The organism is Variovorax guangxiensis (assembly GCF_003952165.1).
GTDB classification, from domain to species: domain Bacteria; phylum Pseudomonadota; class Gammaproteobacteria; order Burkholderiales; family Burkholderiaceae_C; genus Variovorax; species Variovorax guangxiensis.
On sequence record NZ_RXFT01000001.1, the window covers coordinates 827,877 to 841,965 of the forward strand.

Sequence of the window (14,089 nt, forward strand, 5' to 3'; positions counted from 1 at the left end):
AGCGTTGGAGTTGCGTGCAGGTTGATGAAGAAGAGAGGAAAGGGCCGCTTCAGATCAGCCCGGAATACGCGGCATAGCTCACGGCCTGTGCGCGCGAATGGACGTGCAATTTCTTGTAGATGTTCTTGATGTGGGCGTTGACGGTCTGCCCCGAGATGCCCAGCCTGTTTCCGATCTCCTCCGTGACGTGCCCGCGCGCGACGAAGCGCAAAACCTCGCACTCGCGCGCCGTCAGCGTCGTCTCGCGCGGCAGGGGTTGCGCAGCCGGTGGCAGCGCGCCCATCGGCCGGTGGCTCAGCCGCGAGAGCAACCGGCGTGCCAGCCGCGGCGTGATGGCCGCGCCGCCGTTGACCACCTGCAGCACCGCCTGCGCGAAGCTCTGCAGCCAGGCGTCCTTCAAGAGGTAGCCGGTGGCGCCCAGTTCCAGCGCGTGCAGCACGTGCGCCTCGTCCTCCAGCACGGTGATGACGATGATCTCGGCCGAGCGGCGGTGCTCGCGCGCTTCCTGGATCAGGTCGAAGCCGGAGCCGTCACCCAGACGCAGGTCGACCATCAGCACGTCGAACTCGTGCGTGGCCACCAGCCGCCGGCCGTCGCGCAGGCTGCCGGCCTGGCCTTCGAGCTGTATGCGCAGGTCCGACAGCAGCTCCTGCGCGATCACGCGGCGCATGAACTCGTCGTCGTCCACGAGCAGCACGCGCACCGGCGCGTCTTCCTGCCCGGTCAGGAAACCGGGCCACAGCGGCGTGGCCGGCGCGCAGACCCCTGGCGGATAGCCCGATTGGCCGGCGCCCAGCTCGACGGATGGGGGTGTAGCTTGTTCAGACATGGGTGTGCCCCCGGTTGGAGTGGATGTTGATGGCTCTGTCTTTGTTCTGGAACAGCACGGCGCCGGGCACCAGGGTGGGCACCGGGTCGTCGAATCCGTGCGGGCTGGCGCACTGCCAGCGCCAGCTGTCGGCGCACATCTGGTCGAGGTCGCGGCGCGCGCGCCAGCCGAGCGTGCGCCACGCGCTGCGCACATCGGCCCAGTAGGCGGGTGCGTCGCCCGGGCGGCGCGGCCCGATGCGCAGCGCGATGCGCCGGCCGCTCGCGCGCTCGAAGGCCGAGACCACCTCCAGCACCGATGCGCCGTGGCCGGTGCCCAGGTTGGCCATGAGGATGCCGGGTCGTCGCGCCGCGCGGTGCAGCGCCGCCACGTGGCCCTCGGCCACGTCCATCACGTGCACGTAGTCGCGCACGCCGGTGCCGTCGGCGGTGTCGTAGTCGGCGCCGTGCACCACCAGGCACTCGCGCTCGCCGGCCGCGACCTGCGAGATGTAGGGCATCAGGTTGTTGGGCGGGCCGTTGGGCAGTTCGCCGAGCAGGCCGCTCTCGTGCGCGCCCACCGGGTTGAAATAGCGCAGGCAGGCGATGCCCCAGCGCGCATCGGCGTGCGAGAGGTCGGCCAGCATGCTCTCCACCATCGACTTGGTGCGGCCGTAGGGGTTTACCGGCCCATGCGGCGCGGCCTCGGCGATGGGCGAGGGCTGCGAGTCGCCGTACACCGTGGCCGACGACGAGAACACCAGCGTGCGCACGCCCGCACGATCCATGGCACGCGCCAGCACCAGGCTGCCGGCCAGGTTGACGTCGTAGTAGCCCAGCGGATCGGCCACCGATTCGCCGACCGCCTTCAGTCCCGCAAGGTGCACCACCGCCTGCACGCCGTGCGCGGCAAAGGTGCGGTCGAGCGCGGCGCCGTCGCGCACGTCGGCGCGCACCAGCACGGGCTCTACGCCGGTGATGCACGCCACCCGCTTCAGCGAGCGCGCGTCGCTGTTGACCAGCGTGTCGAGCACCACCGGCTGGTAGCCCGCCGCGATCAGCGCCACGCAGGTGTGGCTGCCGATGAAGCCTGCGCCGCCTGTCACGAGGATCCTGGGTGCGGGCATGGTGGTGTTCCTTGGGGCGGGCCGGTCGTCGCGTCAGGCGGTGACGCAGCGCTGCAGCTGCTCTTCGAGGCGCTGCAGGATCACGTTGCGGTCGAGCTCGGCCTCGGCGAAGCGCCGGCCGATCGATCCCATCAGCTCGCGCGTGGCGGGCGACATGGAAAGCTGCTCGATGGCGTCGGCCAGCGCGGCGGCGTCGCCGGGCTCGACCACCACGCCGCGGCCCCACACCGCCTCGCTGAGCGCGGTGCCGGCATGCGCGGTCACGATCACCGCGCGGCCGCTCGCCAGCATGCCGCCCAGCTTCGAAGGCATGACCAGGTCGGCGGCATCGGCGCGCTGGGGCAGCACATGGATGTCGGCCATGCCCAGCAGCTCGTTGAAGCGCTCGGTGGGCTGCAGGTCGAGGAAGTGCACGTTGACCAGCCGCACGCAGGCGTTCATCAGCGACGGGCGGCTCGGCCCGTTGCCGCAGAACACGAAGTGGATGTCGTGCGAGCACACCAGCAGCCGCGCCGCCTCGGCCAGCAGCTCGATGCCCTGCTTGCTGCCGAGGCTGCCGGCATAGAGCACCACGACCGCATCGGCCGGAATGCCCAGTTCGGCCCGGTAGCCCTGCGCGGAAGCACCCGAGACCAGCGCCGGCCGCTCGAGGGGCCGGATGGCCTCCACGTCGACCCAGTTCGGGAACAGCACCAGCCGCGATTCATCCACGCCCTTTTCCAGCGCCTTGGCGCGCATCGCGGTCGAAATGGTCGAGACCCGGTCGAACCTGCGCATCAGCCAGCGCTCGGCGGCCAGCGCGAAGCGCCGCACCCGCTCGCCGCGCAGCCAGCCCAGGCCGAAGGCGGCGTCCACCTCGTAGTCCTGGATGTGCAGCCACGAGCTTGCGCGCATCAGCTTGGCCAGGCACAGCGCGGCCGGCGCGCAGGACAGGGGCGGCTCGACCACGAACACCACGTCAGGACGCCAGAACAGCTGCGCCAGCAGCAGCGGAACGCTCGACAGCGTGAACGACAGCAGGTGCCCGATGCGCCCCAGCGCGCGCGGCTGCGAGGGCACCCAGGTGGGCGCGCGCCATACCTTCACGCCGTTCCAGTCGGACCTGCGGTACATCCAGGCCGAGTACCCCTCGAACACCGACCACTGCGGAAAGAAGGGCGGCGACGCGATCACCCGCACCTCGTGCCCGCGCGCCTGCAGCCACTCGGCCATCTCGCCCGAGTACTTGCCGATGCCGGCCAGCTCGGGCGCGAAGTTCATCGAGTAGAGGAGGATCTTCACGATGCCTGCCTCCGCGCCAGCAGGCGCGCGATGGGAAAGAAGCCAAAGTGCAGGCGCATGCGCGTCTCGTACAGCGCGAAGTCGCTCAGGCAGGCGATGAAGAAAACGTAGTGCGGCTTGCCGGGAAAGAGCGAGGCCACCACCACGTACGACGCCAGCCGCAGCGCCACCTCCAGCAGCGCCCACTGGCCGAGCGAGCCCATCGAGGTCTTCAGCGACAGCACCATCTCGTGGTGGATCGTGTAGGTGCGCAGAAGGAAGTAGGGCGCGATGCAAAGGAAGATGGTGCGCGCCTCGTTGCCCAGCTTGAGCAGCGGCGCGGCCACCGAGATGAGCGCGGCCAGCCCGACGAAGAGCCCGCACCCCAGCAGGAAGGAGTGCCGCGCGAGCCGCAGCTTCGCGGCCGTGAAGTTGCCGGCCTCGGTCTCCAGCATCGCGGGTGTTTTTGTGACCAGGAAGGCCTGCACGAACTGCGAGGGCGCCTCGGCGAGCAGGAAGGCGAGCTTGAAGGCGCCCACGTAGCTCAGCGGCATGAAAGAGGCCACGATCAGCAGGTCCGACTTGCGAAGCAGGAACATGAGCAGCGAATACACCGTCGCCCCGGCCTGCGAGGCCAGCCCGAGCGCCGCGCGCCCCACCGGCGGCGCCTCGCCGTTGGCCGGCAGGCCCACTGCCAGGCACACCACCACGACTGCGATCAGGTTGATGAGCAGCAGGTGCGCCACGCCCAGGTCGAAGCGCACCGCGGCGCAAACGCCCACGCCCGCGACCAGGATGGTCGCGCGGATGCCGGCCTCCAGGTTCAGCAGCCCCGCGTGGCCGAGGCCCCGGCTGAAGGAAAGGCGCAGGCTGTTGAATGCGAACACCGCCAGCGTGACCACCAGGATGGCGAAGGGCGCGTCGCCCACCGGCAGGCGCTGCACCGTGAGGATCACCGTCGCGAGCACGGTAGCCAGCGGCAGGCCGATGGACAGCGTGCGCACCACGTCGCCGCGCGTCACGCCCGGCGGCGCCGAGGCCGCGTTGCGCGAGAACAGCAGCGAGCTGCCCAGCGTGGCCACCACCAGCGCCACCTCCAGCACCGATTGGTAGACCGAGTACTCGCCGAAGCGCGCGGGCGGAACGCTCGCAGCCATCAGGAAGATGGCCAGGAAGCCCGACAGGTACACGTACAGCCGCGAAGCGAGCGCGCCCAGGCCCGACAGCCATGCCATGCGCGCCCCGGGCAGCGGTAGTGGCAGGCTGAAGTGCTTCATGGCGTCGGCTCGCTGGTGCTCATTTGCCGGCCGGCACGCGGTGCACGCGGCGCGTGTCGAACAGCCGGCGCGCGAAGGCGCCCGCGCGAAAGGCGTTGTTCTTCGCGCGACGGGCGATCTGCAGCCCATAGGTCACGGCCGCCACGGTGAGCATGTGGCCGCGCAGGGCGTAGGGCATGGCCATCTTGGCGCTGCCCTGGAAGTGCAGCGCCACCACGCGAGTGAGCTCGCCCGAGGCGCTGGTCAGCCAGGCCTTGCCCTCGCGGTAGGCGATGCGCTTGGCGCCGCCCAGCACCTTGAACTCCCCGCGATGCAGGTTGTGCATGCCGTTGATGTTGTGGTCGACCACCGTGCCCTCGAGCACCCGGTTGATGGGCTCGTCGTTGCCGGTGGCGTGCGCCCAGAGGTAGAGCAGCGTCATGTCCGACACTCCGCCGCGCACGCCCCGGGCGGCGAAGCGCGCCGAGATCTCGCGCAGCTTCCGGCGCCCCGAGGGCGTGGCGTAGGTGTCGAGCACGCAGGCCACGAAGCGGCGCAGTCCGCTCGATGTCCAGTAGCTCACGTGCGGCGAGATCTGGCAGGGGGTCCAGCCGTCGGCCGACTGCATGCTGGAACCCGAGAAATCGGCCCTGCCCACCAGCCGCCTGATGTGCTGCCCCGCGCCCTGGAAAAGCAGCACGTCGCTGTCGATCAGCACGAAATCGCGCACTTCGGGGTTGGATTCCAGAAAGCGCGCAAGCAGGAAGTAGCGCCGGAAGCAGATCTTCTCGAACTCCGGCGTGTTGCTCGACAGGTGCACGTAGGAGCGGCAGAAGCGCTCGTAGGCCGGACCCGCGTCGGTGTCCGAGAGCACGAGCAGCGGCTCGCCGGCCAGCTCCGCCGATTCGCGGCACAGCGCGAGGGTCTTGTTCTGGCGGTCTTCCACGACGATGAAGGGCAGGGGCGGGTTCATGGTGATCGGGTTGGGTTGAGGCAGGTGTGACAGCGTTTCTCTGATTCAGGGCTTGCTCGCCGCCGTGACGCTCTTGATGAGCGCGACGTGCCCGGGAACGAAGCGGCCGGCTGCGTCGATGGGCATGTCCAGCGTGAAGAGGCCGCGCGCGGCTGATGCGTCGGCGATCCAGGCACGAAGCTGCGCGGCCGTGAATCGCGCCGGCGCGTCGCGGCCCCATGAGGCGGTCAGCGGCGTCAGCACGTGCAGGACGAGTTCCGAGGGCGGGCCGGTCAGGTGCGGCGGCGGCTGCATGTATTCGCCGGCCATCAGGTTCTGGCAGGGGGCCGACTTCGCGCTGAAGCGCTCCGCGCCTTCGCCCGCGTTGAAGGCCAGCCAGCGGTTGGTGGCGCCCGCGCGCGCGGCGCTGCACAGCATGTCCCAGCCGGCGGGCGTGATGCCCTTGGTGTTGTAGGTGCCGTCGAACCACCAGCCGCTGGCCAGCGCGCCATAGCGCTGCGACCAGTCGCGGATCACGCTGGACCACGCCGCGATGAAACGGGCCGGCGGCGGCTCCTGCTCCGACACGTCGCCCAGGCAATCCATGAGCGCGCGGTCGGCCTGCGGCGCACGGAACGGCAGGTACAGGATCAGCGCGATGCCCCGGCTGCGCAGGGCCCGGCCGATCTCCAGCGGCAGGTCGCGCGGCGGGCGGTTTGCGGCGCTGGCCGGGCAGAGCACCTCCAGCGCCGCATTGGGCGCGATGTACTGGCCGCTGTTCTGCCCCAGCGTCAGGATCAGGTGCGAGACGCGCATCTCCGCCAGCGTGGCAGCGAAGGCTTCCACGTCGAAGCGCCTGATCTCGCCGATCGATTGCTTGTCGGGCAGGTAATGAACCATCACGCCGAAGCCCGGCGTCGGCGCCGATGCGGGCTGGGCATGGGCCGCCAGCGCCACCGCCACCGCCACCGCCAGCAGCAGCTTCGCGATCAATCGCACGACGGGCGGCAGGCATGCGGTCATGGCACGGCTCCCGCGAGCGACAGCGTGCCGCGCTTGAGCATCAGGTAGCGCCTCGCGACGTTGGCGGGTGCGCAGGTGCCGGCGTGCACCCACGCCGGGCGGGCGTGCTCGTGGTGCGCCAGGTACTGCGCGATCTGCTCCGGATCGTCGCCGTCGCTGCCCGCGAAGAAGGCGTATTCCGCGAACAGCTCGCGGTGCACCGGAATGTCCGACAGCAGCAGCGGCACTCCCAGCGTCGCCGCCTCCGCCGCCGAGAGGTTGAAACCCTCGAAGGTCGAGAGCGAGATGAAGGCGGTGGCGCCCTGATACAGCCGCAGCAGCTCGTCGCGCGGCACCAGGCCGCGGTGCCGAACGCACTCGCGCACCTCGGGCGGCATCGCCGACACCATGCGCTGCACTTCCGCCGCACCGTTGCCGGTGATGTCGAGGTAGTCGACCAGCCCGGCAGCCTTCATGCGCTCGAAGAGCGCGAGGATGCCGGCGAAGTTCTTGTGCGGGTAGTAGTGGTAGGCCGCGATCAGATAGCGCGCGCCGGGCGCCGCGACGGCGGCCGGGGCGACTCGCGGCGCGTCCACCGGGTTGAAGATGACGCTGGAACGCGCGCCGCGGCCGAAGTGGCGTTCGAAGTCGCGCTGGCTGCTGCGGCTGATGAAGACCACGTCGGCCGCGCTGCGCGCCGCGCGCCAGAGATTCCAGTCGAGGAAGAGCCGCTTGAGGCGCCCGAAGTACTGCGGATAGGCCTTGTACTGCAGGTCGTGCACGATCACCACCGAGTCGCGATGCCGCCCCAGCAGAGTGAGCGGCAGGTAGTAGTTGGGGAACATCGAGAACAGCTGCTCGCCGGTGATCAGCGCGCGCAGCCGGTGGAAGTTGTAGAGCAGTGTGTCGAGCACGAAGCGGCTGATCTTCAGACGCTGCGCCAGAGCGAAGAGGCGCGGATGCCGTTCGCTCACCGGCACAACGCGGTCGTCGGGCGAAAGCCGCATGTGGCGCAGCAGCACCTGCGACACGTTGAGCACGCCGCCGGCCGCCTTGTTGAGGCGCACGGTGTCGTAGTAGAGATAGGCGGCCATGGGTGCTTCTTTCTTTCTTTCTTCTTCCTTCATGCGCTCGGCAGGCGGCGCCGCACCACGCGCGTCATCGCGCGGCGGGTGCGGGAGCTCAGAGAGCCCGCGATGAATGCGGCGATCACTCCCGAGGCCGCGAACGGCCCCCAGCCGAGGATCGGGCCGCGCATGAACGGCACGTAGGCGGCCAGCAGCACCAGCGCCGCCAGGTAGGAACCCGACACCGGCCGCCCGGCCTGGACGGCGCGGTCCACCGCCCGGAAGGCGGCCGATACCGCGAAGCCGAATAGCGCCGGCCCTGCCAGGCCGAAGTCGAAATACGCCGTCGTGAAGGGCGGCAGCGAGAGATTGGCCTGCGAGAAGTTGCCGAGGATGGCCGACCAGCCCAGCGGGTCGAAGTCGGGAAACATCTTCAGGCTGCGCGGCAGGAAGAACGAGAAGGCCGACAGCAGGTAGCGGCCCCAGCCCAGGTCCGGAATTGGCGCGCGCTCCAGGATGCCCGCGACGACGAACATCGCGTCGAAGTCCTGGCTGAAGGGAAAGGTCCGCAGCTCCTCGCCCCAGATGCTGCCGCGCGAGATCAGGTTCAGCACCGGCCCCAGCCCCGCGATGGAGCCGAAGATCAGGCCCGCGAGCAGCCAGCGCCGGCTGCGCGCCAGCGCATGGACGAGCAGCGGCAGCAGCCCGATCAGCAGGACTTGCCGGGCCGTGTTCACCGGGTTGGCCGCGATCGCCGCCAGCCCGAAGGCGATGCCCGCCACGCCCCACGACCACAGCGTGCGGCGGCGCAACGCCTGGATGGCCAGCGCCACGAAGCACATCAGCACCACCAGCTTGGGCAGCGTGGAATAGAAGATGAAGTCGATGGCGAGGTTGTTGTCCTCGCTGCCCAGGCCCGCGACCCCACGCGCCACGAAGTTGAGCTCCGGCTTCACCAGCAGCGCGGCGAAGGCGAACACCGCGCAGCCCAGCAGCAGCAACTGGGCGTTGGCGAGCTCGGCCATGCGGCCGTCGCGCCGCGCCATCGCGTCGGCGGGCGCATCGCGCTCCCCCAGCCGCGCGGCCTCCACGCCCGCCATGTAGAGCAGCAAGAGCATCAGCGCCTGCGTGTGCGAATCGGCGCGCATCACGCCCGCGTCCCAGAAGTCGATGTCGTGCGATATCTGCATCGCCGGCGCGATAGAGAAGTAGGTCAGGATGGCCGCGTAGTGGATCAGCAGGAACACGCTGCCGCCGGCCGATCCCAGCATCGCGATCTGCACCAGCGACAGCACGAACACCGCCGCGTAGCCCCAGACCGGATCGACCAGGCCGCACAGCGCGGCGCAGACGATGCCGGACCAGAAGGCGAGGGGGCGCATGGCGGGCCTGCTGTGTGGGGATGGAAGCCGCTCGTGCCGCTTTCAGGCCTCGATGCTCTGCGGCGTGTGATAGCCGTGACGCTGCAGCAGCGCCTGGCGCTTGGCCAGTTCGAGATCGCTGGCCACCATCTCGGCGATCATCTGATCGAGGGATATCTCCGGTACCCAGCCGAGTTCATCCGCTGCCTTCGAGGGATTGCCGCACAGTGTGTCGACTTCCGAGGGGCGGAAGTAGCGCGGATCGACGCGGACCAACACATCGCCCGGGCAGACCGCAGGTGCGTCTTCGCCGGTGACATCGGCGGCGATCGCCACCTCGTCGATGCCTTCGCCCTCGAAGACCAGCGAGATGCCGAGTTGCCGCGCGGCGCGGGTCACGAAGTCGCGGATGCTGTATTGCGCTCCGGTCGCGATCACGTAGTCGACGGCCGTGGGCTGCTGCAGCATCAGCCACTGCATCCGTACGTAGTCCTTGGCATGGCCCCAGTCGCGCAATGCGTTCATGTTGCCGAGGAAGAGGCACTGTTCGAGGCCCTGCGCCACGTTCGCCAGGCCCCGCGTGACCTTGCGGGTCACGAAAGTCTCTCCTCGGCGCGGACTCTCGTGGTTGAACAGGATTCCGTTGCAGGCGTAGAAGCCGTAGGCCTCGCGGTAGTTCTTGGTAATCCAGTAGGCGAAGAGCTTCGCCGCACCGTAGGGGCTGCGCGGGTAGAAGGGAGTCGCTTCGCTCTGGCGGGACTCCTGCACCTGTCCGTAGAGTTCGCTCGTGCTGGCCTGGTAGAAACGTGTCTTCGATTGAAGGCCCAGGAGCCGGATGGCCTCGAGCAGGCGCAACGCGCCCAGGCCATTGATGTCGGCCGTGTACTCGGGACTTTCGAAGCTGACGGCCACATGGCTCTGCGCCCCCAGGTTGTAGACCTCGTCGGGCTGCACCTCCTGCATGATCCGGGTGAGGTTGCTGCCGTCGGACAGGTCGCCGTGGTGCAGGTGCAGATGTCGCTGCGCCTTCGAATGGACGTCCGAGTAGAGATGGTCGATGCGTCCCGTGTTGAACTGGGAGGACCGCCGCTTGATGCCGTGCACCTCGTAGCCTTTTTCGATCAGCAACTCGGCAAGATAGGAGCCGTCCTGGCCGGTGATGCCGGTGATCAGAGCGCGCTTAGACATGTTCGATCTCCTCGGTGAGGCGGGTGGATGCCTGATAGGCGGAATAGGTACGGCGCAAACCCTCGGCAAGCGGCACGCGGGCCTTCCAGCCGATGGCTGCCGCGCGGGACACGTCCAGCAACTTGCGCGGCGTGCCCTCGGGCTTCGCCGGGTCGTAGCGGATGTCTCCGCGGTAGCCGACGACGTCGCGGATCAGTTCCGCAAGCTCCGAGATCGACACGTCCTCGCCGGTGCCGAGGTTGATGTGGCTGCGCATCGGGTCCGTCTGCAGCTCGTAGGCCGCGCGGGGCAGGTTCATCACGGCGATGCACCCTTGCGCCATGTCGTCGACGTAGAGGAACTCGCGGCGTACCCGGCCGCTGCCCCAGATCTGCACGCTCGGCGCATCGTCCAGCTTCGCCTGATGAAAGCGGCGGATCAGCGCCGGCACGACGTGGCTGTTCTCGGGGTGATAGTTGTCGCCCGGCCCGTACAGGTTGGTCGGCATCACGCTGCGGTAGTCGACGCCGTGGCTTTCCCCGTACTGCCGGTTGTAGCTCTCGCACAGCTTGAGCCCGGCGATCTTGGCGATCGCGTAGGGCTCGTTGGTCGGCTCCAGCCTGCCGTCGAGCAGGTATTCCTCGTGTATGGGTTGTCCTGCCAGGCGCGGGTAGATGCAGCTCGAACCGAGAAAGAGAATCCGCCTGATGCCTGCAAGAAACGCCTGATGCGTCACGTTCGCCGCGATCATGAGGTTCTCGTAGATGAATTGCGCCGGATAGCTCGTGTTGGCATGGATGCCGCCGACCTTGGCAGCCGCCAGGTAGACCTGGTCGATCTGCTCTTCCGAGAAGAAGCGGCCTACGGCTCGCTGGTCCAGAAGATCGAGCTCGCAGCGCTGGCGGCAAACCACCTCGTGGCCGAGCTCGCGCAGCTGGCCCGCCAGGGCCTGGCCGACCATTCCACGGTGTCCCGCAACAAATATCCGCATATGTTCTTTCGGTAGGGAATCGAAGCCGGTCAGCGCGACCCGCGCGCCCCCGTCACCACCCCGAAGGTCTTCAGCAGGATCACGAAGTCCCGCCACAGCGACAGGTGCGCGACGTACTCCGCGTCCATCGCGGCGCGGCGGCGGTAGCTGATCTCGTTGCGCCCGCTGATCTGCCACAGGCCGGTGATGCCAGGGCGCACGGCGCAGTAGTGGTCCCAGTAGTCGCCGTACAGGTCCTTCTGCGCGAACATGCAGGGGCGGGGGCCGACCATGCTCATGTCGCCCTTGAGCACGTTCCAGAACTGCGGGAACTCGTCGATGCTGTACTTGCGCAGGAAGGCGCCGAAGCGAGTGATGCGCGGGTCGTTCTGCAGCTTCTGGTAGACGGCCCATTCGCGCCGCGCGGCCTCGTTCTGGCGCAGGTGGCGCGCCAGCACCGCGTCGGCGTCGGCCACCATCGAGCGGAACTTGTAGAACTTGAAGACGCGCCCGCCCTTGCCGTAGCGCGGCTGCATGTAGATGGCCGGGCCTCCGGAGGTGTAGAGCACGCCGAGCCATACGAGCGCATAGGCCCAGCCGAAGAAGAGGAAGAAGGAGCCGGCCATCAGGATGTCGGCCATGCGCTTGGCGCGGCGCAGCCAGGGCGCGCCGCCCAGCGGCATGTAGGGCGCCGTGTTGGCGGCCGCGGTGCCGACGCCCGGATTGCCGGGCCCGTGCCCGGTGGAGGAGGTGGATCTGAGCGTGTTCATGATTCGGCGTGCTCCGGTTCGATGCGCCTGGGCATCACGGTGTCGGCCGTGTCCAGTTGGTAGGCGGGATCGCGCCGGGGCGCGGGAGCGGCGGCGGTGGTCGTGGGGGCATAGCCGTAGTAGCCGTAGCTGTAGCTGCGGTTGCGGCGCTGCGTGGTGTCGACCGCGTTGAACACCACCCCGTGGAAGGCCGCGCCCACGTGGGCCAGCCGCTTGCTGCTTTCGAGCAGCTCGCCCATCTCGCTGTTGTCGGCGCGCGCCACCAGCAGCACGGTGCCCATGCTCGGCGCCATGGCGGCGGTCTCGGAGGCCAGCAGGGCCGGGGGCGCGTCGATCACCACCACGTCGTAGCGTGCCGACAGCAGCGCCAGCGCATGCGCGAAGGTGTCGCTGGTCATCAGGCCGGCCGGGTCCGGGTGCGGCGTGCCGGCGGACATCACATCCAGGTAGGGCAGCACCTGGTGGTGGATGGCCTGCTCCAGAGGCACCTCGCCGTTGATGACGTCGGCCAGGCCGTCGCGGCGCTGCAGGCCGAAGTCCTCGGTCAGGGTGCCGCGGCGCAGGTCGCCGTCGATCAGCAGCACCCGCTTGCCCGACACCGCCAGCAGCGTGGCGAAGTTCGACGACACGAAGGTCTTGCCCGCGCCGGCCGTGGCGCTGGAAATCAGGATGCGGTTGTTGGGCGCGCCCACCATCACGAACTTGAGCGCCGTGCGCAGCCTGCGCAGGCCTTCGAGCGCCGGGTCTTCCACGTGCAGCGCCGCCAGCACCTTGACGCCGGGCTTGCCCTTGCGCACCGCGCGGTCGAGCACGCGCTGCTGCGTGCTCAGCGGGATGCTGCTGTACACGTTCAACCCGGTGATGGCCTCGATGTGGTCCGGACTCTCGATGGAGCGCTTCAGGTTCTTGCGCGCCAGCGCCGCCGCGCCACCGGCGAAGAGGCCGCCGGCCAGCGCCAGCGCGACCACGATGACCGGCTTGGGCCGCACCGGCTTCTCGGCCACCAGCGCCTGGTCGAGCACGCGCACGTTGGCCACCTTGCCTTCCTTGGCCAGCCGCATCTGCAGCGAGCTGTTGAGCAGCGTCGCGTAGAGCTCGGTGTTGACCTTGATGTCGCGCTGCATGCGCACCGCGTTCTGCTGCAGCATGGGCATGCGGCGGATGCGGCCGTCCACCGAACCCAGCTCCTTCTTGAGCGAGGCGATCTGCGCGTCGAGCGTCTGCACCATCGGGTGCTGGGCGGTGAAGCGGCCCACCAGGTCCAGGCGCTTCTGCTTGGCGTCGAAGAGCTTGGCCTGCAGGTCGACGTTCTGCGTCAGCGCGTTGCGGGCCTCGTCGTCCAGGCTGATGGTGCCGTTCTGGTTGCGGTACTGGTTGTAGGCGTCCTCGGACTGCTCCAGCTGCTGCTTGAACTTGGGCAGCTCGGTGCCCAGGAAGGCCAGGGCGCGCTCGGCCTGCACCGTCTTCTGCTCGATGTTCTGGCGCACGTACAGGCCCGCGATCTCGTTGAGCACGCCGGCGAGCTGGTTGCGGTTCTCGGCCTGCAGGCTGATGTCCATCACGCCCGACTGCTTGCCTTTCTCGACCACGCGCAGGTCGCGCTGCAGGCCCAGGAGCGTGAGCTGCTTCGAGTAGCGCACCAGCTCGAAGGCCCCGCCGGGGCGGGCCTCGAAGGAGCCCACCAGCAGGTGCAGGTTGCCGCCGGGCACGGTGGCGTCCAGCGGCGTGCCGGCGGTGCCGTGCAGCGGCGACTCGAGCTCGGGGCTGGTCAGGGTGTAGTTGCCCTCGGTGCCCGCGACCAGCGTGAACTTCTTGCCCTCCAGGGCGGGCGGCACGTCCATCTGCGCGACGGCGATCTGCTCGGTGCCCGAGACATAGTTGCCCCAGCCGAACACGCCCGGCGTGGAAAGCCGGCTCGAATGCCGCGCCAGGAACTCACCCACCACGGGTATGTAGAGCGGCTTCGCGCCGATGTAGAGGCGGGTGTTCTCCATCGCCTGGCCCAGCACCATGCGCGAGCGCAGGATCTCGGTCTCGCCTGCGGTCGGCGTCTTCACGCTGATGCCGCCGCCTCCGTTGGCATCGCCCGGAAAGTTGCCGCCCGAGCGGTCGGGGTCTTCCACCTGGATCAGGATGTTGGCCTCGTACACGCGGGTGCCGAAGAGCGCGTAGCCCACGCCCGCCAGCAGCGCCAGCGCCGTGATGCCGGCGATCAGCCAGCGGTTGTCCACGAGGATGTCGAAGTACTCGTGGAAGCGGGACTCGCGGGGCCAGGCCGTGGTTTCGAGCACCGTCACTGGGGTGCCCGCGGGCGCGGGAAGTGACGGTTGCCAGTGCGCGTTCATGGGGT

12 protein-coding genes are annotated in these 14,089 nt (G+C 68.9%); all 12 read right to left on the reverse strand.

What is annotated here, in order from left to right; translation table 11 throughout:
• Positions 1–49: 49 nt before the first annotated feature.
• Genes EJP67_RS04055 through EJP67_RS04110 form a run of 12 tightly spaced genes read right to left on the reverse strand, consistent with a single transcriptional unit; the run spans position 50 to position 14,084 of the window.
• Positions 50–829 (reverse strand): LuxR C-terminal-related transcriptional regulator, encoded by a 780-nt coding sequence (locus tag EJP67_RS04055; protein WP_126019670.1) that lies wholly within the window; start codon positions 827–829, stop codon positions 50–52.
• Complete coding sequence (gene galE, locus EJP67_RS04060) at positions 822–1,934, reverse strand: UDP-glucose 4-epimerase GalE (protein ID WP_126019672.1); 1,113 nt, start codon at positions 1,932–1,934, stop codon at positions 822–824. Before galE ends, EJP67_RS04055 begins: the two co-directional genes overlap by 8 nt.
• 33 nt (positions 1,935–1,967) lie before the next feature.
• Entirely contained in the window at positions 1,968–3,215 is a 1,248-nt protein-coding gene (locus tag EJP67_RS04065; RefSeq protein ID WP_126019675.1) for a glycosyltransferase WbuB, read from the reverse strand.
• Positions 3,212–4,471: an MATE family efflux transporter gene (locus EJP67_RS04070; RefSeq protein ID WP_126019677.1), complete on the reverse strand. Its 1,260-nt coding sequence runs from the start codon at positions 4,469–4,471 to the stop codon at positions 3,212–3,214. Before EJP67_RS04070 ends, EJP67_RS04065 begins: the two co-directional genes overlap by 4 nt.
• Positions 4,472–4,490: 19 nt before the next feature.
• Positions 4,491–5,423: a hypothetical protein gene (locus EJP67_RS04075; RefSeq protein ID WP_126019679.1), complete on the reverse strand. Its 933-nt coding sequence runs from the start codon at positions 5,421–5,423 to the stop codon at positions 4,491–4,493.
• 45 nt (positions 5,424–5,468) lie between these two features.
• Complete coding sequence (locus EJP67_RS04080) at positions 5,469–6,425, reverse strand: hypothetical protein (protein ID WP_126019682.1); 957 nt, start codon at positions 6,423–6,425, stop codon at positions 5,469–5,471.
• Positions 6,422–7,498 carry a glycosyltransferase gene (locus EJP67_RS04085; RefSeq protein WP_126019684.1) on the reverse strand — a complete coding sequence of 359 codons (1,077 nt, stop codon included), beginning with the start codon at positions 7,496–7,498 and terminating at the stop codon, positions 6,422–6,424. Before EJP67_RS04085 ends, EJP67_RS04080 begins: the two co-directional genes overlap by 4 nt.
• A gap of 29 nt (positions 7,499–7,527) precedes the next feature.
• A complete protein-coding gene (locus tag EJP67_RS04090) occupies positions 7,528–8,853 on the reverse strand; it encodes a hypothetical protein (protein WP_126019686.1) in 1,326 nt (441 codons plus the stop codon).
• A gap of 42 nt (positions 8,854–8,895) precedes the next feature.
• Positions 8,896–10,020 (reverse strand): GDP-mannose 4,6-dehydratase, encoded by a 1,125-nt coding sequence (gene gmd / locus EJP67_RS04095; protein WP_126019689.1) that lies wholly within the window; start codon positions 10,018–10,020, stop codon positions 8,896–8,898.
• A complete protein-coding gene (locus tag EJP67_RS04100) occupies positions 10,013–10,990 on the reverse strand; it encodes a GDP-L-fucose synthase family protein (RefSeq protein ID WP_126019692.1) in 978 nt (325 codons plus the stop codon). Before EJP67_RS04100 ends, gmd begins: the two co-directional genes overlap by 8 nt.
• 29 nt (positions 10,991–11,019) lie before the next feature.
• On the reverse strand, positions 11,020–11,739 hold the full coding sequence (locus EJP67_RS04105; protein ID WP_126019695.1) for a sugar transferase: 720 nt from the start codon (positions 11,737–11,739) through the stop codon (positions 11,020–11,022).
• Entirely contained in the window at positions 11,736–14,084 is a 2,349-nt protein-coding gene (locus EJP67_RS04110; RefSeq protein ID WP_126019698.1) for a polysaccharide biosynthesis tyrosine autokinase, read from the reverse strand. Before EJP67_RS04110 ends, EJP67_RS04105 begins: the two co-directional genes overlap by 4 nt.
• Between the last annotated feature and the right edge of the window lie 5 nt (positions 14,085–14,089).

What these genes read in the sequence shown, in the direction of transcription:
- EJP67_RS04100 (WP_126019692.1), bottom strand. Translation starts at nt 10,990, where the DNA reads ATGCGGATATTTGTTGCGGGACACCGTGGAATGGTCGGCCAGGCCCTG.
- EJP67_RS04085 (WP_126019684.1), bottom strand. Translation starts at nt 7,498, where the DNA reads ATGGCCGCCTATCTCTACTACGACACCGTGCGCCTCAACAAGGCGGCC.
- EJP67_RS04090 (WP_126019686.1), bottom strand. Translation starts at nt 8,853, where the DNA reads ATGCGCCCCCTCGCCTTCTGGTCCGGCATCGTCTGCGCCGCGCTGTGC.
- galE (WP_126019672.1), bottom strand. Translation starts at nt 1,934, where the DNA reads ATGCCCGCACCCAGGATCCTCGTGACAGGCGGCGCAGGCTTCATCGGC.
- EJP67_RS04105 (WP_126019695.1), bottom strand. Translation starts at nt 11,739, where the DNA reads ATGAACACGCTCAGATCCACCTCCTCCACCGGGCACGGGCCCGGCAAT.
- EJP67_RS04080 (WP_126019682.1), bottom strand. Translation starts at nt 6,425, where the DNA reads ATGACCGCATGCCTGCCGCCCGTCGTGCGATTGATCGCGAAGCTGCTG.
- EJP67_RS04110 (WP_126019698.1), bottom strand. Translation starts at nt 14,084, where the DNA reads ATGAACGCGCACTGGCAACCGTCACTTCCCGCGCCCGCGGGCACCCCA.
- EJP67_RS04075 (WP_126019679.1), bottom strand. Translation starts at nt 5,423, where the DNA reads ATGAACCCGCCCCTGCCCTTCATCGTCGTGGAAGACCGCCAGAACAAG.
- EJP67_RS04055 (WP_126019670.1), bottom strand. Translation starts at nt 829, where the DNA reads ATGTCTGAACAAGCTACACCCCCATCCGTCGAGCTGGGCGCCGGCCAA.
- EJP67_RS04070 (WP_126019677.1), bottom strand. Translation starts at nt 4,471, where the DNA reads ATGAAGCACTTCAGCCTGCCACTACCGCTGCCCGGGGCGCGCATGGCA.
- gmd (WP_126019689.1), bottom strand. Translation starts at nt 10,020, where the DNA reads ATGTCTAAGCGCGCTCTGATCACCGGCATCACCGGCCAGGACGGCTCC.